The organism is Cobetia marina (genome assembly GCF_001720485.1).
Taxonomy (GTDB): Bacteria; Pseudomonadota; Gammaproteobacteria; order Pseudomonadales; family Halomonadaceae; genus Cobetia; species Cobetia marina.
The window spans coordinates 1,981,305-2,004,770 of the sequence record NZ_CP017114.1 but is presented as its reverse complement, the minus strand read 5'-3'; the positions used below and the strand labels follow the sequence as shown (position 1 = coordinate 2,004,770).

At 58.2% G+C, this 23,466-nt stretch carries 15 protein-coding genes and 1 pseudogene; 9 read left to right on the top strand and 7 right to left on the bottom strand.

Annotated elements, in window-relative coordinates; genetic code table 11:
- Positions 1-134 precede the first annotated feature (134 nt).
- Positions 135-1,226 (top strand): hypothetical protein, encoded by a 1,092-nt coding sequence (locus BFX80_RS08515; protein ID WP_157109462.1) that lies wholly within the window; start codon positions 135-137, stop codon positions 1,224-1,226.
- Between the two features lie 43 nt (positions 1,227-1,269).
- On the opposite strand, the gene BFX80_RS08510 is transcribed toward BFX80_RS08515, so the two are convergent.
- Together BFX80_RS08510 and BFX80_RS18215 are read right to left on the bottom strand one after the other, a co-directional pair.
- Complete coding sequence (locus BFX80_RS08510; protein WP_084208574.1) at positions 1,270-4,800, bottom strand: SIR2 family NAD-dependent protein deacylase; 3,531 nt, start codon at positions 4,798-4,800, stop codon at positions 1,270-1,272.
- A gap of 30 nt (positions 4,801-4,830) precedes the next feature.
- Positions 4,831-5,418, bottom strand: coding sequence for a transcriptional regulator (locus BFX80_RS18215; RefSeq protein ID WP_157109461.1), 588 nt, complete (start codon positions 5,416-5,418; stop codon positions 4,831-4,833).
- Positions 5,419-5,447: 29 nt separating this feature from the next.
- Here BFX80_RS18215 and BFX80_RS08505 point away from each other — a divergent pair.
- Positions 5,448-5,774 (top strand): annotated as a pseudogene (locus BFX80_RS08505) (transposase); the annotation flags it as partial.
- A gap of 54 nt (positions 5,775-5,828) precedes the next feature.
- Here BFX80_RS08505 and BFX80_RS08500 read toward each other — a convergent pair.
- Together BFX80_RS08500 and BFX80_RS08495 are read right to left on the bottom strand one after the other, a co-directional pair.
- Complete coding sequence (locus BFX80_RS08500; protein ID WP_084208573.1) at positions 5,829-6,407, bottom strand: hypothetical protein; 579 nt, start codon at positions 6,405-6,407, stop codon at positions 5,829-5,831.
- Positions 6,408-6,679: 272 nt separating this feature from the next.
- Positions 6,680-8,338, bottom strand: coding sequence for a sigma-54 interaction domain-containing protein (locus tag BFX80_RS08495; RefSeq protein WP_240499721.1), 1,659 nt, complete (start codon positions 8,336-8,338; stop codon positions 6,680-6,682).
- Between the two features lie 376 nt (positions 8,339-8,714).
- Here BFX80_RS08495 and speB point away from each other — a divergent pair, with 376 nt between their 5' ends.
- The 4 genes from speB to BFX80_RS08475 all read left to right on the top strand — a co-directional run bounded on the left by speB (position 8,715) and on the right by BFX80_RS08475 (position 14,625).
- Positions 8,715-9,665: an agmatinase gene (speB, locus tag BFX80_RS08490; protein ID WP_077376000.1), complete on the top strand. Its 951-nt coding sequence runs from the start codon at positions 8,715-8,717 to the stop codon at positions 9,663-9,665.
- Between the two features lie 308 nt (positions 9,666-9,973).
- Positions 9,974-11,290 carry a YjiH family protein gene (locus BFX80_RS08485; protein WP_084209696.1) on the top strand — a complete coding sequence of 439 codons (1,317 nt, stop codon included), beginning with the start codon at positions 9,974-9,976 and terminating at the stop codon, positions 11,288-11,290.
- Positions 11,291-11,421: 131 nt separating this feature from the next.
- The gene (locus BFX80_RS08480) at positions 11,422-13,074 is read left to right on the top strand and encodes a 5-guanidino-2-oxopentanoate decarboxylase (RefSeq protein WP_084208572.1); all 1,653 of its coding nucleotides are present in this window, start codon (positions 11,422-11,424) and stop codon (positions 13,072-13,074) included.
- Positions 13,075-13,158: 84 nt separating this feature from the next.
- A complete protein-coding gene (locus BFX80_RS08475) occupies positions 13,159-14,625 on the top strand; it encodes an aldehyde dehydrogenase family protein (RefSeq protein ID WP_240499720.1) in 1,467 nt (488 codons plus the stop codon).
- Positions 14,626-14,779: 154 nt separating this feature from the next.
- On the opposite strand, the gene BFX80_RS08470 is transcribed toward BFX80_RS08475, so the two are convergent.
- From BFX80_RS08470 to BFX80_RS08460, 3 genes are all read right to left on the bottom strand, one after another.
- Positions 14,780-16,609, bottom strand: coding sequence for a SulP family inorganic anion transporter (locus BFX80_RS08470; RefSeq protein ID WP_084208570.1), 1,830 nt, complete (start codon positions 16,607-16,609; stop codon positions 14,780-14,782).
- Complete coding sequence (locus tag BFX80_RS08465) at positions 16,602-17,921, bottom strand: NAD(P)/FAD-dependent oxidoreductase (RefSeq protein WP_084208569.1); 1,320 nt, start codon at positions 17,919-17,921, stop codon at positions 16,602-16,604. Before BFX80_RS08465 ends, BFX80_RS08470 begins: the two co-directional genes overlap by 8 nt.
- A 79-nt stretch (positions 17,922-18,000) precedes the next feature.
- Positions 18,001-18,879 carry an MBL fold metallo-hydrolase gene (locus BFX80_RS08460; protein WP_084208568.1) on the bottom strand — a complete coding sequence of 293 codons (879 nt, stop codon included), beginning with the start codon at positions 18,877-18,879 and terminating at the stop codon, positions 18,001-18,003.
- Positions 18,880-19,205: 326 nt separating this feature from the next.
- Between BFX80_RS08460 and BFX80_RS08455 the strand changes: the two genes are divergently transcribed.
- The 3 genes from BFX80_RS08455 to BFX80_RS08445 all read left to right on the top strand — a co-directional run bounded on the left by BFX80_RS08455 (position 19,206) and on the right by BFX80_RS08445 (position 23,375).
- On the top strand, positions 19,206-20,585 hold the full coding sequence (locus tag BFX80_RS08455; protein ID WP_240499719.1) for a sugar porter family MFS transporter: 1,380 nt from the start codon (positions 19,206-19,208) through the stop codon (positions 20,583-20,585).
- A gap of 376 nt (positions 20,586-20,961) precedes the next feature.
- Positions 20,962-21,963, top strand: coding sequence for a substrate-binding domain-containing protein (locus BFX80_RS08450; protein WP_127735228.1), 1,002 nt, complete (start codon positions 20,962-20,964; stop codon positions 21,961-21,963).
- Between the two features lie 143 nt (positions 21,964-22,106).
- On the top strand, positions 22,107-23,375 hold the full coding sequence (locus tag BFX80_RS08445) for an extracellular solute-binding protein (protein WP_127735225.1): 1,269 nt from the start codon (positions 22,107-22,109) through the stop codon (positions 23,373-23,375).
- Positions 23,376-23,466: the final 91 nt, after the last annotated feature.

The following is a 23,466-nucleotide window of genomic DNA, read 5'->3' as shown; positions in this document are numbered from 1 at the left end:
GGAGCGCGGACGCCGGCATGACGTGCCGCCTGATACTTCCGCATGATTAGTCTTCCAATCAAGGAGGGGAAGCAAGAAGTCCCCACACCCCGATGATAGGATTGGCACATTCGCACTCTGACAGGATGTCACGCATGGCGTTTGCAGCTGGACGACGGTTTACCGGGATTCCCGGGCTGGCAATCGCCGCCCTGACAGTCGGGCTCGGCCTGGGCTTATGTCTCATGACGCCCGGTGCCTCGGCACGCGCCGACGCCGCACAGTTCCGCCCCACGCCTCGGGTCATCAATACCCTGAGCAGCACCTACGGCTTCGTCATCGCTCAGGACATCACGCTGGCGCGCATCGCCGAGACCTATCCTGAACTCGCGCATGACGCTGACCTTGCCTCCGCCTACTTTGCGAATGCCTTCCCCGATATCACCACACGTCTCGCGGACAACCTCGAAAGCCTGATGGGGCGCGAGCATGCACGCGAAGTGCTCGACGGGATTCGCCGGCAGATGCAGAAGGAACTGGCCCCACAACTGACCGCCGACAAGCTGACCAGCGACTTCGCCGCCCGCTTCATCGAGGCCATCCGCCTGCGTGCCGAGGGCGAATACCTGCCCTCACCCTTCAAGGAATTCCTGCTGGCGACCAAGTACCAGATAGAGCCGGTGTACGAACTGTACGACGGCTATTTCCAGGAATTCCATTCCAAGGGCCATGCCAAGTCGCTTGGCATCAACCTTGCGCTGCACCTGCCCGCCTCGTGGTCTGCCGCCGAAGGTCGCCTGCCGCATATCGTGCAGAAGTGGCAGAGTCAGGCCGGTACCGGCACCGACATGATCATCCTCGAGATCTATGACCTGCATGGTGATACCGTCAGTGATGCGCAGCTCAAGGTGATGGCCTCCACCAATACGCTGGCCCAGTGGGCGCCCATCAACAGTCAGATGCTCGACTCCGGCCTGACCCGAGTGGATCACCGTCAGGCCTACTGGTTCGATATCGCCATGACACAGCGGCACCGGGGCATGCCCATCACCTCGCAGACCCGCGAATACGGCCTCTTCCTCGATGACAAGCTGATCCGCCTGCACTGCACCAGCTACCACCCCGCCGCCGACGGCACCGCCTACGCCAAAGCCAAGACAGACCTCACCGTCGAGGAAGGCTTCAACGAGATCAAACCGCTGTGTGAAGGGGTGATGGGGAGTCTGGTGGTGATGGAGGGTGGATAACAACAACCTATAATCTCATCAATATATAATCAGTAGAACATATTTATTCTAATACTTTATTGCGCACCTCAGGCAATGGATCTAGCCTAGCTTTACCTATAATTTCAATAAGCTTGGCGTCTGCCTCATATTCACTTTTAATCAAATATATAGTCAACTCTACACATTTAGATCTTATCAAAGAGACTCTTCCAACTTCATCATATCGCAGGTTTTTCTTACAATAATCTGTGCTCTCGAAGAGTATAGGAATTCTCTTAGATAATAATTTTTTTTCTTCCACGGTGAGAAAGCCTTCTTTTACCATTTCTATAACAAAATCTAGAAGATGAAATAAACCAGAGTCTTTACTAGCGCAAGTCAAGTAAACTATCGAGGTAATAACATCTCTCGGCATGCTATCTGCACTTATTTTCAGCCAGAGCAATACAGACTTTAAGGCACCTATTAAGTTATTTTCGTTATCTGACAAAAGCTCAACACTAATAACATCACTTACCCATGAGCATCTTGTGGAATCATTACTGAGAAAGTATATAAAAGAAGGCAATAAAACGGGAGAAGAAGTTTCTCTATACCAAGCAACTAACTTATCAAATCTATCTTTAGTTAAATCATTATTCACCATTGCTGGAACAATACAATAAGTCATTAACTTATCGTAAGCATGCTCAGGATTAGAAATTTGCAAAAGTTGAGCTAGTGGATTATCCAGATCTTTTCTTTGAGGTTTGTGAGCAATAATACTATCAAAAATACTAGGCGCTAGACTTTCGTCAGGATAAATGTTTTTAATTCTCGACGCAGTAACCATATTGCGAATTTCGTTAACATCTAGATCATTTAGGCTAAACCCCCTGTAAAGTGCAGTAGATATAGATTTTTTTAAATCAATATCAATAAAACATGGTAGATCTAACAAATGAAGATCTAAAATCCCAAGCTTAGGCAAATAAATACTTATATCGACTTTTCCCCATATCCTATTAGCTAGTAGGTTTACCTCAAAATCACTTAAAAAGTTCTTATTGTACAAAACCAACAACCTTTCCAATGCCAGACTACTTTCTTTGAAGCCTTGGCATACTCTATTGAGCAATTCAAGTATACGAATATCTATATCACTACTATCAGATCTCAACGGAACATGTTCAATAATGGGATTAGGCCAAGAGTAGAGCAAGTTGTTGGGAATATTAATCTCTGATCCCAGAGGGAATTTCAAAGAGATATTAAATAATTCATACTGCTGATTAATAGGTATACTCTCCAGAGAGTATTTTAATAAATTATCCAAAGCACTAGAAAGTTCTGTGCATTGTAAACATGCATCGCCACCTATCTCACATGCTAACGAGTAGATTTCTTTAGCCTTATCTGAACTTAAGCGAGTTGTTACTCTAGCGAGCATTTCGATTATAACACTAAGCTTTTTTAGACCGTAACTCACATCAATATATTTGCCCTCAAGAATCTCTTTTCTCCAAAACTCAATAGCTTTTAAGCACGTAGCGGTAATAAAACCAACTTCACTATCATCTATACGTGCAACTACTAATCTTGAAAACGTCTTATCTATTGCTTTATCAGTACTTATAGATGTAGAGCGTAATATGAGGGCCAGTTTATTATTAATATCAACCGCATCTAATTCAGCCAAGCTGGTGGAAGCTTCACATAACAAAGTGCAGTCTTTTAACTTATAAGGGAGTCCAGTATCATAACAATACTCGTACATTGAAATGAATGGATGAAGCTCATTGCTTAATGTGATACTTTTAGAGTTATCCTTATAGGCTCCTGCCATAAATAAAGGTTCAAATTTATTCTTATTATTTTGTTCGACTAATTTTTCCTTAGCTTTTTGATTAAAAAAATTAAGCTCTTCTCGAGGATCGCAGAGTAAATCAATATTCTTACTAGACAATATATTACCTAGCATTTGTTTGCTGACGAAGCCATCTATAGCATCTATATACATAGCACATAAAGTCATCCTAGATAGTAAGAAAACAGAATTCTGAGTATCTCTATAGTGCAGCTCTAATTCCTTATACGCCTCTGTAAGTATTTCATAACTTCGATCGAATCTACCTATTTCAGATAGCAAGGATGCTTTCTTAATTTTCCAAATGGGGCTAATCTCGACAATCTTACATATATTTTCCTTTATATACTTGTAGTCTAAGCTCTCACGTGCGTTACACAAATCCATATAACAAAGCTCATTAACTAAACCTTGATTAGTACTCGACAAGCTATATAATTTTTCTTTAACTTTTTCTTCTTTTAGTTTTTTAGCATATTTTTTACTCCACACCCCACACCTCAAGGCTAACAAGCTAGCCTCGATAATCTGCGATTGATTGAAGTATGTTAAATCTTCCGCCTTATTTATTCTAACGCATTCTTCAAATAACCAACTTGGCACAATAGCATTAGTTAGTGAATAACGCCAAACGAGCTCATATATTAACTTCTCGGATCTTAGTCTTCCAATTATCTTTAATAAATCACCACTTACAAAAATTGAATCAACTTGAGCACTCAATATATTTTTATTATTATGAGGACACACTACCCAACCAGGATAGCTTAATCTTTCTTGCTCTAAAGAAGAAAGAAGCTCATCAACTTCCTCTAAATTACTAGAGTCAAAGCTCAACTTCTCATAATAGATTTTAGGCTTCCACTCCCACGGCATCATTGGTTTAACTTCATATAATTTATCTAAGAATAGCTGTGTAGCAACCTTGTATCTATCATCTAAATCTTCATACTCTAAAACCAAATCACTTAAATCTATAGGGATAATATTGATAGACTCTAAATATTTCCTTTTTGATGGACTTAAACTCAAAGGCCCAACGATATAAATTCTACGAGCGTGAGTTGTCAACTGGTCTCTAACCCAACCAATCCATTGTAAAAAATTAGGATCATCGCCAGAAAATCCTAAAAGGCACAATTCATTTTCGATAAATATTTGTCGTGCGAAGTTAACAAATGCTGCGTTTTTCTCAGGATATGAACGATAATCTTCTTGAGTAAAAACTAGTTCTTCTGTGCTACCTATAGTGCCGTGGAGCTTCACTATACGAGGTGACCTAGTGTTTGCAAAATCCTCTTGACTTTTCACTACATCATACAATGGATGATTCAAAGCTTTAGAGGCGCGTTCAAGAAGTGTATCCCAATTTGTAGTAACTATCTCAGCCCATGGTAATTTCAACATTCTTTCATGCATGTGGCTCGGCTTTATAAGAGGATCATTGACTTGATCTCCAATTAAATCATACAAGGCTTTTTTCCCAAAATATGCATTGTACTCTTCTGCCAACATTAAAGGATCATTTGTGTTAGTACTTCCAAGGTCACTCGATAGCTTTTTAGAAAGATGATGCCATAGGGGCGGCTTATAAGATTCACTTGGTATATTTGCCCCCACCCTACTGAAACCTGCCCCAATCATTATTGCAGCACCATGCATCTCGTTATTACTTCGCCATAAAGACGAAGAAAGCTTCTTAAAAGCTGGGTAATCATTTATTTCTTCAAAGTCTATTTTTTTCATAACATTGACTCACTCAATATCGAATTAATATCAATAAAGTAATGCTTTTATTTTACGGAGTTTCCTTACCACCGACGGTTGACTAATCCCTGCTCTCTTCGCTATCGCATAAGTACTGGGCAATTCCGCCGCCATCTCGCGTAACCATTGTGCTTCGATGCGAGCCAAGCCTTCCTTAAGAGTTTCGTTAGGGCCGAGCTTGGGGATTGGCATAGCTACCGCCCCCTTAGCGGCAGGCGCTGAGAGGGAATTGGGACTATGAGAGTTATCGGCAGTGGGAAAACTTTCAGTAACGCCTATTCCATTAGATTTGTCATTACTGAAGCCAAATGAATTGCCTAGTCCATTAGCGTTATTCGTGGAACAAGTGTTGAGCAGTGTTTTCACTGAGTCGCTGTCGATGACATCACTGGGGGCGCTGAGCCAGGCGCGTTCCAGCCAGTTTTCCAGTTCGCGGATATTGCCGAGCCAGTCCTGGCGCATGAGGATGGGCCATAACGAGGCGTCGAGGAGTTTGCGGCGACCGTGACGTTGATTGAGGCGGGAGAGGTGTTGCTCGATCAGGGCGGGAATGTCTTCGCGGCATTCGCGCAGCGGCGGCAGGCTGACGGGGAGCACTCTGATGCGGTAGTAGAGGTCGGAGCAGAACTATGACTACCGAGACGGTCATCGATACATTCGACCAGTTTGCCGATCAGAAAGCCCCTGATACCTTCGCTGTCGTCGTGCTGGACAATGCCAGCATGCATCACTCCAAAGTGTTCAAGAGGATGGTGGTTGAGTCGATGTCGCAGCGTGTGTGCTTGACCTACCTATCGGCGTACACGCCGGAGCTGAATCTGATTGAGATTCTGCGGCGGCAGATGAGGTATGCATGGCTGCCACTGAGTGCATATCTAGCATTTGAGCACCTATGCGATGAGGTACACCGGCTGCTCGACGGTTATGGCGCTGAGTGCATGACTAATTTTTGAATAGGCATTTAACTCCCTCATATGTTGAGTGAGGGAGTTAACAAATTATATGGATTATCGCCCAAACATAAAGACGACAGGCGTTGCGAAGTATCCCAACACGCCAATAAGCGCATAGGCATAATGAACATGCGATTTGCTGATTAAGTAACCATTACCAAAAATTGAGATTCCAAGGTAGCCAAAGCCAGAGACGATCACCAGTACAATGGTATTATACATGTTGTTACTAGTGGAAGTTAAGCCCATGGCCAGAATCGCAGCTGCTATTATCTGACCGACTATAATACAGTTACATCTCAACTCAATTTTCTCTTTGAGAGCTTCTTTGTCTTTCGATTTCGAGCTTTCATCTGTCAATTCGGAGCCAGGGCCCGCAATCGTGCCCGTGGCCGGGGGGGCTTCTGGAGCCTTCTCTTGGTTGGCCGTATTCGCCTCATCGGGAGTTGCCCCAGACTTTGCATGAAACCCGATATACATGATGACAATCCCAAGCACCGCCAAAATACGTGACGGTGTCGGGTCAGTATTGGCGAAATGATGCCAGAAGGCACCCACGAGGAGAAACACCCCAGACCAGACCAAGATTGGATTGGGAGTTTTCTTCATCTTACGCTGTGTGGGGTTGCTCATGAGGCACTCCCCAACATGGCATCGTGCACCTCATTCTTCTCAGGAAGCTTTATTATCGTAGAAGGTAAATCCTCAGCAGAAGCTTTGGAAAGTATTTTTTCGGACATGACACATTTCTCTGATGGCGGTGTTATGTGGAACGCTCAGCATTCAATCCCAAATTGTACAATAAATCCCTAATAAAGTGAATATAATTGTGTTTCAGGTAGCTGTCGGGCCCCGTGTGATTGGCTAATCGATTGGTCAATCACATGGAATCCGACACATGGTAATTATTTTAATAACATATGCTTCAACTTCCTTACTACCGACGGCTGACTAATCCCTGCTCTCTTCGCTATCGCATAAGTACTGGGTAACTCGGCAGCCATCTCTTGGAGCCATTGCGCTTCGATACGTGCCAAGCCTTCCTTGAGCGTTTCGTTGGGGCCGAGTTTCGGGATTGGCATGGCTACCGCCCCCTCAGCGGTAGGCTCTGAGAGGGAGTTGTCACTATGTAAGGTATCAGCAGTGGTAAAACTTTCAGTAACGCCTATTCCATTAAATTGGTCATTACTGAAGCCAAATGAATTGCCTAGTCCATTCGCGTTATTCGTGGAACAAGTGTTGAGCAGTGTTTTCACTGAGTCGCTGTCGATGACATCACTGGGAGCGCTGAGCCAGGCGCGTTCCAGCCAGTTTTCCAGTTCGCGGATATTGCCGAGCCAGTCCTGGCGCATGAGGATGGGCCATAAGGTAGCGTCGAGGAGTTTGCGACGACCGTGACGTTGATTGAGGCGTGAGAGGTGTTGCTCTATCAGGGCGGGAATGTCTTCGCGGCGTTCGCGCAGCGGGGGCAGGCTGACGGGGAGCACATTGATGCGGTAGTAGAGGTCGAGGCGGAATTGTCCCTGCTCCACGCGGGCGGCGAGGTCTTGATTGGTGGCGACGACCAGTCGGAAGTCGGCGCGGCGGGTGGTGGTGTCGCCCAGGCGGGTGATCATTCCGTCCTGAATCACCTTGAGCAGCTTGGTCTGGGTGGCGAGCGGCAGCTCACCGATTTCATCCAGAAACAGGGTGCCGCCTTCGGCCTGTTCCATCAGGCCCGCCTTGCCACGGTTGCCCGCGCCGGTGAAGGCACCGGCTTGATAGCCGAACATCTCGGACTCGAACAGGCTTTCGGGGATGGCGCCGCAGTTCACCTCGATGAAGGGGCCGTCGGCGCGTTGGCTCCAGCGATGCAGTTGATGGGCGAAGGCCGTCTTGCCGACCCCGGATTCGCCCAGCATCAGTACCGTGGCGTTGGTGGGCGCGACCCGCTTGAGCAGCAGCGCTATCTCACGCATCACGGGGCTTTTGACCTGTAGCTCCCCCAGTTCCAGCGCGGCGTCCTCGCACTCGGCCTGCTCACGCGCGGCCTGCTCGCAGAGGGCACGCCCCTGCTGCCGCGCGTCATGGGTGGTCTGCTCGGCACCCGAGCGCGCACTCCCCACCGCCCCCCAATCACTTTCCCCCGCACTCCCCCCGCCCAGCTCACTGCCCCGCGAGTTGCGGCGCAGGTGATCCGTGAAGCGCTGCTGGAGCACGGCATATTCCTGCTGCAGCAGCTGGATATCGGTGAGATCCATCGAGCGGCTGACCACGCACTCAAGCTTGCCCTCGACGAATACCGGATGCGCCTGCGCCACCACCCGCCGCCCGGTGGCGGTGAGCTGCATCATCTGGAGCGTTCGCCCCGTGCGCAACACCTCCAGGCTGATGGAGGGCTTGAGCACCCCGCTGGCTTCCAGGTCATGCACGTTGGCGGCACACAGCGCCTCACGCGTCATGCCATAGACCGCCGCGGCGCCGGGGCTGACATCCATCACCTGGCCATCCGCGCTCACCACGAAGTAGTGGTCATGGGCGGTGTCGATGATGGTCTTGAGAATCTGGTGGTCGAGCTCTGACATGGCGGGCACCTCATGGTCGAGCCTGTGAATCGGGGCGGGGCTTTCCAGCAGTTCCTTTCAGCAGTTCTTTCTCGCACTGCGCTGAAGACACTCTCGATGATGCCTGAATGTGATCCACAAATGAATCAGTGATCCATTTTTGAATCAGTATTGGCGCACGAGTGATCCACAAATGAATCACTCGACAACCACCTCTTTAAAAAATCCAATAAAATCAATCGACTGAAAGTTGGCATGGTTACTGCAATGCTGGGGTATGCGCCAAGGAGAATCGCCGGCTTTCATGACACCGTCCGGCCAGGCGATCAGGCGAACCATCACAATACCCCGCTCGCCGTCAGCGTATCGCGAGCGACTCAAGACCCTGGAGAGACAGATGAGCGAATTCAATCAGCCACTGGGCGGCAACGACATGCCACGTTTCGGCGGCCCGGCCACCATGATGCGCCTGCCGGCTCAGGAAACCGCGGAAGGCCTGGATGCCGCCTTCATCGGCATTCCGCTGGACATCGGTACCTCCAACCGTCCGGGCGCGCGTCTCGGCCCGCGTCAGATCCGTGATGAATCGCGCATGCTGCGCCCCTACAACATGGCCACCCGCGCCGCGCCCTTCGACAGCCTGCAGGTGGCGGACATCGGCGATGTGCCGATCAACACCTTCCACCTGCCCAAGAGCATGGACATCATCGAGAAATTCTACGATGAAGTGCTCAGCCACGATTGCGTGCCGCTCACCCTGGGCGGTGACCACACCGTCACCCTGCCGGTGCTGCGCGCCATCGCCAAGAAGCACGGGCCGGTCGGTCTGATCCACATCGATGCCCACGCCGACGTGAATGACCACATGTTCGGCGAGCCCATCGCCCACGGCACGCCGATTCGTCGTGCCCAGGAAGAAGGCCTGCTCGACAGCCACCGCGTGGTGCAGATCGGCCTGCGTGGCACCGGCTACTCCGCCGATGACTTCGACTGGTGCCGTCAGCAGGGCTTCCGTGTGGAAACCGCCGAGATGTGCTGGTTCAAGTCACTCGCCCCGCTGATGGCCGAAGTGCGAGACATGATGGGCGATCGCCCGGTGTACATCACCTTCGACATCGACGGACTGGACCCCTCCGTCGCCCCCGGTACCGGCACCGTGGAAGCCGGCGGCCTGACCATGCCCCAGGGCATGGAAATCGTGCGCGGCGCACGTGGCCTCAATATCGTCGGCGGTGACCTGATGGAAGTCTCCCCGCCCTACGACACCAGCGGCAACACCGCGCTGATGGGCGCGACCCTGCTCTACGAGATGCTCTGCGTACTGCCGGGCGTGCAACAGCGCGACTGAGTCGCACCGCACCTCCATTGCCAGTGAAAGACCCCGCCGGAGGGCGGGTCGCGTGCCAGGGGCCTGTCCCGTCTCTGGCACGTGAAGAATCCCCCGCGAAGACGGCATGTCGCATGCCGAATGACCGATCAGAGCCTGACCATTACAACAAGATCAAGGTGACCCGAATGACAACCAGCATCGACCCGACGGCGGAGCACGCACCGTCCCAGCATGACTCCGCGTCTGACTCCGCCGCGACCCCAGCGGCCCGCCCGAAGAAGGACCTGATCGCCACCCGCCCGGTGCCGCTGACGGCCAGGGGGCTGATGAAATTCCTGGTGCCGTCACTGCTCGGCGTCAGCTTCTTCCTGGTGCCGTTCAGCGTTGGCGACACCATCAACATCGGCATGGGCCTGATGGCCGATTGGCTCAAGGCCACGCTCGGCAGCGCCTTGCCCGCCATCGCCGTCGCGGTGCTGTGTCTGTCGGTGATCCTCACCGGCTTCGTCAAGCTCGCCAAGCCGAACTGGGCACGTCAGGGCGCGGCACATGAGCTGTTCGATGTCGCGCCGGTGTGGTTTGCCATGCGCGCCCTCGGCGCCATCTTCGCGCTGATGACCTACTTCCAGTGGGGGCCAGCCGCCGTCACGGCGGCCTTCACCGGCGGCGTGATGCTCAATGATCTCGCCCCTGTCCTGCTGACCTTCTTCTTCTTCGCGGCCATTCTGCTGCCGCTGCTGGTCGACTTCGGCTTCATGGAATTCATCGGCAGCCTGGTGCGCCGTCCGTTCCGCGCCATCTTCAATCTACCCGGTCGCAGCGCCATCGATGCCACCGCCTCGTGGATGGGCTCCGGCACCGTCGGCGTGCTGATCACCACGCAGCAGTACGAGCAGGGCTTCTACAGCAAGCGCGAAGCGGCGGTGATCGCCACCAACTTCTCGGTGGTCTCGATCGCCTTCGCGTTGCTGGTCACCAGCTTCATGAACATCAATCACCTGTTCGTGCCCTTCTATCTGACCGTCGTCATCGCAGGCCTGATCGCCGCCGTCATCGTGCCGCGTCTGCCGCCGCTGTCGCGCAAGCGTGATGACTACCACGAGCCGGTCGGCTGCCAGATCAGTGAAGAGAACCAGAGCGACTGTGGCGTGCTGCGTTACTCACTCGGCATGGCCGTCGCGCGCGCCGAGCATGCGCCGGGCCCGCTCAAGCTGGTGAAATCGGCCGGTTTCAACGTGGCGGACATCTTCCTCGGTCTGCTGCCGGTGGTGATCGCCATCGGGACCGTGGCGCTGATGCTGGCCGAGTTCACGCCGGTCTTCACCTGGCTCTCCTACCCGATGATTCCGCTGCTGGAACTGCTGCAGATTCCCCACGCGGCAGAGGCAGCCCCGGCGACGCTGGTCGGCTTTGCCGACATGTTCCTGCCGGCGGTGCTGGCCAAGGACATCGACAGCGAACTGACCCGCTTCGTGATCGCCTGCCTGTCCCTGACCCAGTTGATCTACATGTCCGAGATCGGTGCCCTGCTGCTCAAGTCGAAGATTCCGCTCAAGATCTGGGAACTGGTGGCCATCTTCGTGCTGCGCACGCTGATCACCCTGCCGATCATCGCCGGTATCGCCCACGTCTTCGTGTTCTGAGCCGAGGCCAGCCCGCCGCAAGAGCGCTGTGCCACCACCAGCCTCCTGTGCCTGGGCTCCTGTTCCTTGGACTCCTTTTCCTCATGACTTCCGGGGGCGCCACGGCGCTCCCGTCTGCCGGATAGCCTGCCATGACCTGTGCTGAACTCCTGATCCGACTGCTGCGTGACACCTACGGCGTCGATACCGTCTTCGGTATTCCCGGCGTACATACCGTCGAACTCTACCGGGGCCTGGAGCCGGATGCCGATCCCGCTGCGCGCACCATTCGCCACGTCACCCCGCGCCATGAACAGGGCGCCGGCTTCATGGCCGATGGCTATGCCCGCAGCACCGGCAAGCCCGGAGTGTGCTTCATCATCACCGGCCCGGGGATGACCAACATCACCACCGCGATGGGCCAGGCGCTGGCCGACTCCATCCCGATGCTGGTGATCTCCAGCGTCAATCGCTCCGACACCCTCGGGCGTGGCCAGGGGCGTCTGCATGAGCTGCCGAGCCAGCAGCAGCTGATCTCGGGCGTGGCGCGCTTCAGCCACACCCTGCTCGACCCGTCCGCGCTGCCGGAAGTGCTGGCCCGTGCCTTTGCGCTGTTCGAAGGTGCCCGCCCCGGCCCGGTGCATCTCGAGATTCCCATTGACCTGTTCAATGCCGAGATTCCACTGCCTGCCGGTCGTAGCACCCATGACGTCACGCGCTCACGCATCGGGCGCCTCGCGCCGGACCCGACGCTGATCGACGAGGCCGTGGCCCTTCTGACAGGCGCCGAGCGCCCGCTGGTACTGCTGGGCGGTGGCTGTGTCGCCGCGCCCGAGGCCGCGCGTCAACTGGTGGAGGCGCTGGATGCCCCCACCGTCACCACCATCAATGCCAAGGGCCTTCTCGGCAGCGCCCACCCGCTGGATCTCGGCGCCAATGCCGCACTGCCTGCGGTACGCGAGCTGGCGCGCGACGCCGATGTGGTGCTGGCGATCGGCACCGAGCTTGGCGAGACCGATTACGACGTGGTGTTTGATGATGGCTTCGTGATCGGCGGCGAGTTGATCCGCATCGATATCGACCCCGAGCAGCTGGCGCGCAATCATGCCGCCGCGCTGGGTATCGTCGCCGATGCCAGCCTGGCGCTGGAGACGCTCGCCGATCGACTGACTGACCTCGAAGGCAGCCCCCAAGGCACACGTCGCGGCGCGCAGATCACCGCCGCGACGCTGGAAGCGCTTGCCCTGCCGACCGACCCGGCCTTCGCGCCCTACGTGCCGCTGTTCGACACCCTCCAGCAAGCGCTGCCGGAGGCCATCTGGGTCGGCGATTCCTGCGCCACGGTCTACGCAGCCAACCACCTGCTCAGCCAGCCGGCACCGCGCCGTTACTTCAATGCCTCCACCGGCTACGGCACGCTCGGCTACGGCCTGCCCGCCGCGATGGGCGCGACACTCGGCCGCCCGGACCTGCCGGTGATCGCGCTGGTCGGCGATGGCGGCATCATGTTCACGCTGTCGGAACTCGCCTGCGCGGTAGAAGAACAGCTGCCGGTGGTGATCGTGCTGTGGCACAACCAAGGCTATGAGGAGATTCGCCGCTTCATGGACAACGCCGGCGTCACGCGCCTGGGCGTCGACATCCAGGCCCCCGACTTCCAGCTGCTGGCCCGCGGCTTCGGCTGCGCCGCCGTCGCCATCGATTCACCGCAGGCGCTGCAGGTCGCCTTGGACGAGCGCGACGCTAGCGCCCCGCTGCTGGTGGAAATCGACGCGGCCGGGTGGCAGCGCTCGATCGCCGGCTGAGTCCGACTCGGCGCATCGTATCTCTTCACAACATTGATCAATGACCGCCAGTCCCCCGTATGTCACTGGCGGCAAGGAACTCCCATGTCAGCTACTTCAATGCACAAGCTCGATCAGCAGTTCATCAACAACGAGTGGGTCAAGTCCCACGGCGAGCGCCGTCTGGCGGTCACCAATCCTTTCGAGGAAACCGTCATCGCCGAGGTGACGGCGGGGGATGCGCGTGATGTGGAGGCCGCCGTCACGGCGGCTGCCAATGCCTTCGAGGGCTGGCAGGCACTGAGTGGCGCCGAGCGTGCCGTCTATCTGGAGGCCTTCGCCGAGGGGCTGACATCTCGCCGGGAAGCGCTGGTGGAAATGTCATGCCGCAACAATGGCAAGATTCGCGCAGAGACCGAGATCGATCTCGATGACGCCATCGGCTGCTACCGCTATTACGCCGAGCAGGCACGCGCGCTGGATGCCCGTCAGGGCGCGGTGGTAGCGCATGATGTCGAAGGCTATGCGGCGCACAGCTATCAGGAGCCGGCCGGCGTGGTGGGACTGATCACGCCGTGGAACTTCCCGCTGGTCACCAGCGCCTGGAAGGTCGCGCCGGCGCTCGCCGCGGGCTGCACCCTGGTGATCAAGCCGTCTGAAGTGACGCCGTTGCCGGAGCAGGTGATGGCCGAGATCGCCCTGGAAGCCGGACTGCCGGCAGGCGTGTTCAACCTGCTGCACGGCGATGGCGAAGGCATCGGCGCGCCGCTGACGCGTCATCCGCGCATCGACAAGATATCCTTCACCGGCAGCAATGTGGTCGGCGAGAAGGTCATGCAGGCGGCGGCCTGCGGTACGCGTGGGGTGTCACTGGAACTGGGCGGCAAGTCAGCGATCATCGTGCTGGAAGATGCCGACATCGACGACGCCGCTGACTGGGTGATGGCCGGCATCTACTTCAATGCCGGGCAGATCTGCTCCGCCACCTCGCGCCTGCTGGTGCATGAGGCCATCGCCGATGACCTGCACACCGCCCTGGCCAGTCGTATCGACGCGCTGGTGCTGGGTGACCCGCTGGACGCCGCGACCCAGATGGGCCCGATGACCAGCTCCCGTCAACGTGACACCGTGCTGGGCTATCTCAATGTGGCGCGCGAGGAAGGTCTGACGGCGCTGCGCGATGATACCCATCGCAGCCTGCCGACCAAGGGCTACTTCGTGGCGCCGACGCTTTACACCGATGTCCCGGTGGAAAGCCGTCTGTGGCGTGAGGAGATCTTCGGGCCGGTGCTGTGCTCACGTCGCGTGGCGGATGAGGCCGAGGCGATTCGCCTCGCCAACGACAGCGATTTCGGGCTGGTGGCCACGGTGGTCAGTGGTGATGCCAAGCGCGCCCAGCAGGTCGGCCGCCGTCTGCGCGCAGGCGTGGTGTGGTACAACAGCGAGCAGCTACCGCTGGTACAGGCCAGCTGGGGTGGCTTCAAGCGCAGCGGCATCGGCCGTGAACTGGGCCCGTGGGGCCTGGCGGGCTATCTGGAGGTCAAGCACATCATCGGGCCGGTACTTGACTGAACGTATTGGCTGAGCGTCTTGCCTGATCAGATGACGAAAACGCCCCGCCTCGGCAATCCCCGAGGCGGGGCGTTTTCATTCACCTTTTTACTTCACCACTTTTCCTTTACGGCTTCCCTTCACGGCTTTCCCATGAAACCAGCGCCTTCTCCTATCAGCCGGCCGCAGCCGTCTGGCTGACCCCATCCCGTGCGCAGCACTGGCCACAATGGCTGCCGTGGATGCTCAGTGCCTGCCAGGCATCGAAGGTGCTGAGATAGATCTCGCCGCCGAGATTGGCCGGCAGTTCAGAGCGCTTGAGGCGATCCATCACCGGGCCCTTCACTTCACTCAGATGCAGCGACACCCCGGCTGCCGTCAGGCGTTCATTGATGACTTCCAGACTTTCCAGCGCGGAGGCATCGATCAGGTTGACCGCCTGGCAGGCCAGCACCAGATGCCTGAGCGACGGCTGCTGTGCTACCAGCGCCAGCACGGTGTCTTCCAGATAGCGCGCATTGGCGAAATACAGGCTCTCATCGATGCGCAGTATCGCCAGCTCCGGGTCGGTCTCGACCTCATGTCGCTCGACATTGCGAAAGTGCTCACTGCCCGGCACGCGTCCGACCAGCGCACTGTGCGGCTGGCTGGTGCGCTTGAGATAGAGCCCCAGTGACACGAGGATGCCGACGATGATGCCGCTCTCCACCCCCTGCACGAGGGTGATGATCAGCGTGATCATCAGGGCCGTCCCATCGCCCTTCGAGTAGCGGAAGGTGCGCCTGATCGCCGCGAGGTCGATCAGACTGCTGGTGGCGACGATGATGATGGCCGCCAGCGTCGCGCGTGGCAGCCACGCCAGCCAGTCCGTCAACCACAGACTGGCGAGCAGAATGCCGATGGCCGTGAAGGCCCCCGCCAGTGGCGTGGCGGCCCCGGCATCGAAGTTGACCACCGAGCGCGACAGCCCGCCCGAGATGGGCATGCCGCCGCTGACGCCTGCGCCCATGTTGGAGAGCCCCAGCGCGATCAGCTCCTTGTCGGGGTCGATGCGCTGACGCCGACGCGCGGCGAGGGTCTGGGCCAGTGCCAGCGACTCGACGAAGCCGACCACGCTGATCAGCAGCGCCGACACCAGCAGTCCCGACCAGTCATTGCTGACAAGGGACGGCAGGCTCAGGGTGGGCAAGCCGCCGGGCACGCTGCCGACCAGTGCCATGCCCTGCTCGCCAAGCCGCAGCCCCCAGGCCAGCAGACTGGACAGGATGACGGCGAGGATCGGCGTGGTCTTGCACAGCATGCCCGCCGCGCTCTCGCGCATCCCGAGGGCCATCAGGCCCTGCTTGAGATGACGACGCGCCAGCGTCAGGGCGGCCCAGCAGCCCAGCCCGAGGGCCAGTGTCGGCCAATGCACGCCGGCCCCTTGCGGCAATGACAGCCACGACTCCCCCATCTCGAGCAGATTGCCGCCACTCAGGCGCAGGCTGCTCATGGGCCCGAGCTGGCTGGCGATGATCAGGACACCGGAGGCCGTCATGAACCCGGAGATCACCGGGTGGCTGATGAAATTCACCAGCGCCCCCAACCGCAACAGCCCCATCGCCACCAGCATGGCACCGGAGATGAGCGCCAGCAGCAGCGCAGCGGCGAGCATCTCGGGCGTCGAGAGCGCGGCACCATCGGCACCGCTCATGCCTGCGATGGCGGACGCCGTCATCAACGAGATGATCGCCACCGGCCCGACAGCCAGCGTGCTGCTGGTGCCGAACAGCGCATACAGCACCAGCGGCAACATGCTGGCATACAGGCCGACCTGCGCCGGCAGCCCCGCCAGCAGCGCATAGGCGAGTGCCTGCGGCACCAGCATGACACTGACGATCACCGCCGCGAGCAGATCTCGCCCGAGGCTCTGGCGATCATACTGGGCAAGCCAACCCGCCAGCGGCAGCCAGCGGGCCAGCGCGCCGCGCGAGCGTGCGTTGGTCAGCTCGGACGGCTCAGACATCGCGTGACGCCGGACGCGCCAGCCACTCATGGCCCTTGAGCATCAGGTTCCAGTAGATGAACGGCAGGCCCCGTGCCTTGAGCTGCCAGGCCAGGCGCGTCGGGCGGGTACCGTCATTGAGCCACTTGGGGAAGGTCGGCTGCAGCTCACCGCCGTAGCCGAATTCCGCCAGCACGATGCGTCCGTTCTCCACCGTCAGCGGGCAGGAGCCATAGCCACGATAGCCCGCCGCCAGCGAGTCGCCGGCCAGGGTCGCGAGCAGATTCTCCACCACCACCGGCGCCTGCTTGCGCACGGCCGCGGCGGTCTTGGCGTTAGAGGTGCCGCTGATATCTCCCAGACCGAAGATGTCGGGATGGGTGATGTGCTGCAGGGTCTCGGGTTCAAGCTCCAGCCAGCCAGCGGCGTTGGCAAGCCCCGAGTCCTTGATCAAGGCCGGCGCCTTCTGGGGCGGTACCACATGCAGCATGTCGAAGGACTGCTCGACGATCTGCGGCTCACCGCCTTCCTCGGCCGCCGCCACCTCGAAACGCGCCGTCTGCGCTTCCCCATCCACGGCGATCAGACGCTGATGGAACTGCACCTCGATGCCATAGCCCTTCACGGCCTCTTCCAGCGCAGGCACATAGGCCGGCACGCCGAACATCACGCCCCCGGCGTTGTGGAAGGTGACCTCCAGCTGACCGAGCACATCTTCACGCTGCCAGTGATCGCAGGACAGGTACATCGCCTTCTGGGGGGCGCCGGCACACTTGATCGGCATCGGTGGCTGGGTGAACAGCGCACGTCCGCTGCGCAGGGACTGCACAAGCTGCCAGGTGTAAGGCGCGAGATCATAGCGGTAGTTGGAGGTGACGCCATTCTTGCCCAGGGTCTCTTCGAGGCCTTCGATGGCCGCCCAGTCCAGCTCAAGCCCGATGGCCACCACCAAACGCTCATAGCGAAGCTTGCGCCCATCCCCCAGCGTGACCTCATGCGCGTCCGCGTCGATGCCCACCACGGACTCGCGATACCAGTGCACGCCCTTGGGCATCACCGTGGACATCGGCCGGCGAGTGGACTCCGGGGTGAAGATCCCGCCGCCGACCATCGTCCAGCCCGGCTGATAGCTGTGTTGCTCCGATGGCTCGACGATGGCGATATCCATGCCGGCCTGACGCTTGAGCAGGCTGGCTGCCACGGCAATCCCGCCGGCCCCTCCTCCCAGAATCACCACCTTGTGGGCATTGGGGGGCACCGTGACGGTCGTCTCGCCCCTGGTTGCTGGTGACGGTGACGGTGATGAGGCTGAATCGCTGGCGGGATTGTTCATCCGTGACTCCTTGAAAAGAAAATGGGCATAGACACGTAAGAAGTCTACGTCATTTATTTACCTGTGCAGGCGGCGAGGGTCAGAAACGATTGAGCGGAATCTTGAGATAGGCCTGATCATTGGCGTCCTCAGGCGGCATCTGGCCGGCCCGCATGTTGACCTGGACCGCCGGCAGCATCAGGCGCGGCATGCCAAGCCCGGCATCGCGCTTCGAACGCATGGCCACGAAGGCCGCTTCATCAATCCCGGTGTGCACGTGGATATTGTGCTGGCGCTGCTCCCCGACCGTGGTCTCACAACAGAAGCCCTCGCGCCCTTCGGCGGAATAGTCGTGACACAGATACAGGCGGGTGCTGTCAGGCAGCGCCAGCACCTTGTGGATCGAGCGGTACAGGGTGCGCGCATCACCGCCAGGGAAGTCACAGCGCGCGGTGCCGTAATCGGGCATGAACAGCGTATCGCCGACGAAGACGGCGTCACCGATCACATAGCTCACGCAGGCAGGCGTATGGCCCGGAGTATGCAGCACGCGGCATTCAAGCCCGCCGATGGCCAGGCTGTCGCCCTCTTCCAGCAAGCGGTCGAACTGACGTCCGTCACGCGCGAAACCCGCCTCGGCCGCGAAGATGTCCGCAAAGATGTCCTGCACCTCACGGATGCGTGCCCCGATCGCCAGCTGGCAATCAAGCTTGTCTTTCAGGTAGGCGGCCGCCGACAGGTGGTCGGCATGGACGTGGGTTTCGAGAATCCATTCCACCTCCAGCGACTCGTCCGCGATGTGGGCCAGCAGGGCATCCGCCGACTGCGTGGTGGTGCGGGCTGCGGGGTAATCGAAATCCAGTACCGGATCAATGATCGCGCAACGCCGGGAGTGCGGGTCACGCACCAGATGCGTGAAGGTATTGCTGTCTTCGTCGAAGAAGCTCTCGACATGGGGCTGCAGTGTCGGGGTTGCCATCCTTCGGCCTCCTGAGTCAATCAAGGGTGAATGGACCTCAGCCTACGCCTGTCCGGGCGCGAACGCAAAAATAGAATAACGATAAAACCATTTGGAATATCGGTAGCACCTAATTGATAACCTATTGATATCAGCCATCAAAAATGGCACGTGACGGTGCCTCGGATATCGCCAGGCGCGCCTCTCACCCTAAGGTATAGCGGATAAACGATATCGCTCACGTTAGGCTATTATTGTCAGGTGACACGATTCACCTATACACTCTTGAACGATTAACCTCCGCGAATCGCTGTCTTTCCTTCACGCCTCATTGGATGAGCTACGCCATGCCACGCATTCTTCAATGGTCGATCACGGTCGCTCTCGCCGGCTTCCTGTTCGGCTTCGATACCGCTGTCATCTCAGGTGCGGACACCTCTCTGCAGAGCCAGTGGGGTCTCAGCGACCTCATGCACGGCCTGGTCATCATGTCGATGGCACTGTGGGGCACGGTCATCGGTGCCATCTTCGGCAACTGGCCGACAGATCACTTCGGCCGCCGCGCGACCCTGATCGGGATCGGGATCCTCTATCTGGTCTCGGCGCTGGGCTCGGCGCTGGCCACCGACCCCTACCTGTTCTCGTTCTTCCGCCTGCTGGGGGGTCTGGGTGTTGGCGCGTCCTCCGTGGCAGCGCCCATCTACATTTCCGAGATCGCCCCCCGCGAGCGCCGGGGCGCGCTGGTCGGGCTCTACCAGTTCAACGTGGTGTTCGGGATCGTGATCGCCTTCGTCTCCAACTACTTCATCGGCTTCATGGACGGCGAGAACTGGCGCTGGATGCTGGGGGTGGAAGCCGTGCCGGCCGCGCTCTACCTGCTGATGATCTGCAAGGTACCGCGCAGCCCGCGCTGGTTGATCCTCAAGCGCAATGACGAGGCGGCCGCCGCCGAGATCATCCGACTGATCAATCCCAAGGCCGACATCGCCGAGGAAATCGCCATCATCCGTGGCACCGAAAGCGAGGAAAGTGCCAAGCAGCACACCCGTCTGTTCGCCTGGCGCTATCGTCTGCCGATCCTGTTCGCCTTCCTGATCGCGGCCTTCAATCAGCTCTCCGGCATCAACTTCATCATCTACTACGCGCCGCGCATTCTGGCCGAGGCGCAGCTGGAATCGAGCGCCGCCCTGCTCTCGACGGCCGGAATCGGGGTCATCAATCTGGTCTTCACCATGCTGGGGATGTCACTGATCGACAAGCTGGGCCGCCGCACCCTGATCCTGATCGGCTCGGCCGGCTATCTGCTGTCGCTGTGCCTGATCGCCTGGGCCTTCCATCTCGAGGACTTCTCCGCCATGGGCGGCTATGGCGTGCCGATCCTGCTGGGCGTGTTCATCGCGGCGCACGCCATGAGTCAGGGCACGGTGATCTGGGTATTCATCTCCGAGATCTTCCCCAACAAGGTCCGTGCCATGGGCCAGTCCTTCGGCAGCTCCGTACACTGGATCTTCGCGGCCCTGATCGCGCTGCTGATGCCCACCATCCTCAGCCAGTTCAGCGGTGGGCCGGTATTCGCCTTCTTCGCCTTCATGATGCTGCTGCAGCTGATCTTCGTGCTGTTCTTCATGCCCGAAACCAAGGGCGTCTCGCTTGAGGAACTTCAGGGCCGCCTGGTTCGTCCCACCCGACGCGAACAGGCCGCAGCGCTCGAACCCCAGAGCCGCTGACCCCGCGACGGCCCGCCTCTCGGCTGACACATGCCATCCCCACGACGCCCCGCTCTGCGGGGCGTTCTCGTTGCTGCCCTCTTGATTGTCCTTTTGGTTGCCCTCTTCAGCTCCCTCTTCAGTACCTTCTTCAGCCCCTTTGAGTGACCGGTTCACGATGTCGTGAAACGTTCAATCAGCGTGTCATCAGCGCCAACGTAACAGGCAGGCGCAACGTCTGAAAATTACGAATCATTACTGACATATCCTTTGGTATCGAAAGCATTGCGGGGGCGCCAAATTTAGTGAAATGATCCATCCGAAACGTTTCGGAAGATGCTTTCCAGCGATTTCACGTCCTGACACCTTGCCAGACACCTTGCCAGAGGCCTGCACCATGCCACCGAAGATCACGCTGAAATATCTCGCCACTGAACTGGGGCTCTCGGTGACCACCGTCTCTCGCGCCCTGGGGGGGTTCGAGGATGTCAGCGTAGCGACGCGTGAACGAGTCCAGGCCTTCGCCAACGACGTGGGCTATCAACCCAACCAGAGCGCACGCCGCCTTAAGACCGGGCGCACCTCCTCGGTGGGCTACATCATGAACGGCGCCCAGGGCGACTTTCGTGACCAGTTCAACACCCGCCTGCTGGTGGCGCTGGGGCAGGCACTGCACGATGCCGCACCGGAGCACGACCTCATCGTCACCACGGTGCCGGAAGACCGCGACGAGCTGGAGACCTACAAGCGTTTCATCGATGGCGGCAAGGTGGACTCCTTCGTGGTGGCGCGTACCTGCATCCAGGACCCGCGCGTCGATTTCCTGCTCGACAGCGGTGTCCCCTTCGTCACCCACGGTCGCACCGGCCGCGCCGACGAGCACGACTGGGTCGACATCAATGCCGCCGATGGTTTCCTGCGCGCCACTCGCCATCTGATCCAGCAGGGACATCGCAACATCCTGTTCCTCAACTTCTTCAGCGATCTCTATACCGCGGTGGAGCGTGAGACCGGCTACCTGCAGGCCATGCGCGAGGCCAGTCTCGCCCCCAGCTCGCGCCACTGCCCCCACGGTTACGCCAGCGCCTATCAGGTCGCCAGAGAGGTGCTGGCGAGTGCCGATGCCCCCACCGCCTTCGTGTGCGCCAGCGACATCTTCGCCTACGGCGTGATGGAAGCCGTCAGCGAGAGCGGGCGGGCGCCCGGCCGGGATATCGCCATCATCGGGGCGGACAACCTGCCACCGCTGATGTACCAGCAGCCCAGCCTGAGCACGCTGGACATCTCCTTCGAGACCGTCAGTCAGGCGCTGATCGAACTGGTGCTGGCCCCGCAGGAGGGCGCGCCACGCCATCGCTGCTTCGATTACGACCTGCTGCTGCGCGATACCACTGCCTGAGCACACATGCCTGATCACACAGAACCATCGCCTGACCTCACGACGACAGACGCCTGACCGCAAAACGCCTGATCTGAAAACGCCATCGCCAGAACGTGGTCAGCGTGACGCCAGAAAAACAACACCCGACCGGGGAGACCTCCATGCGCAAGATGCCAACCGCCCTCGCTTTGCTGGCGCTGCTGGGCAGTACGTCCGCCCTCGCTGACATCACCTTCTTCAGCACCCAGGCCAGACCGCTGGAAGAGGCCCAGCAGATGCGCGAGATCGCCCTGGCCCCCTACGCCGAGTCCATCGATTACATGCCGCAGGAAACCGGTACCTTCCTGTCACGACTGGAGGCGGAGAAGTCGAGTCCCGAAGGCGCGCTGGACCTGCTCGGCGGCCTGCATGGCGAGCTGGGCTCGCTGACGCCCGGCATTCTCGCGCCACTGGATACGCTGGCAAGCACGCTCAAGGACAAGGGCATCAGCGAGCAATACCTGACGCTGGGCAAGCTGGGCGGCGAGCAGCAGCGCTACATCCCCTGGATGCAGGCCACCTACATCATGGCGGCCAATCGCAAGGCGCTGCCCTACCTGCCCGAAGGCGCGGATCTCGATGCACTGAGCTATGACGAGCTGCTGGCCTGGGGGCGCAATCTCGAGACCGCCACCGGCCAGCCCAAGCTGGGCTTCCCGGCCGGTCGCAAGGGGCTGATCCACCGCTTCCTGGAAGGCTATCTCTACCCGTCCTTCACCCATTCGGTGGTGCGCGAGTTCCGTAGCGCCGATGCCGTGGCCATGTGGCAGAAGTTCCGCGAGATCTGGGCGGTGACCAATCCACGCTCCACCGCCTACGGCTTCATGCAGGAACCGCTGCTCAATGGTGAGGTATGGGTGGCGTTCGATCACACCGCGCGCCTCAAGGATGCCTTCAACAAGCGTCCCGATGACTTCGTGGCCTTCCCGGCGCCGGCAGGCCCCAGCGGTCGCGGCTACATGCCGGTGGTGGCAGGACTGGCGATGCCGGCCAATGCCTCCGACCCCGCAGCCAGTCGCAAGCTGATCCGCTATCTGATGACGCCCGACGCCCAGATTCGCACCCTGCGCGCCACCAACTTCTTCCCCGTGGTCACCGCTGAATTGCCTGATGATCTGCCCGCCAGCATTCGCATGTCCGGCAAGGCGGTGGCGACACAGTCTTCCGCCGAGGATGCCGTGCTGTCCCTGCTGCCCAGCGGCCTGGGGCAACAGGCGGGCCTGTTCAACAAGATCTACCGCGATGCCTTCGTGCAGATCGTGCTGCGCGACGCCGACATCGAGGAGACGCTGGATATTCTCGCCCCACGCCTGCAGACGCTGATCGACACCGCAGGGGCCAGCTGCTGGCTGCCGGACACGCCCAGCGACGGCCCCTGCCCGGTCAAGTAATTCGCTCACACGAGCCGTCGCTCGACAGCACCGACAGAACGCATCACTCGCATCACTTGCAACACTTGCAACACAAGCAGCAGCAACGGCA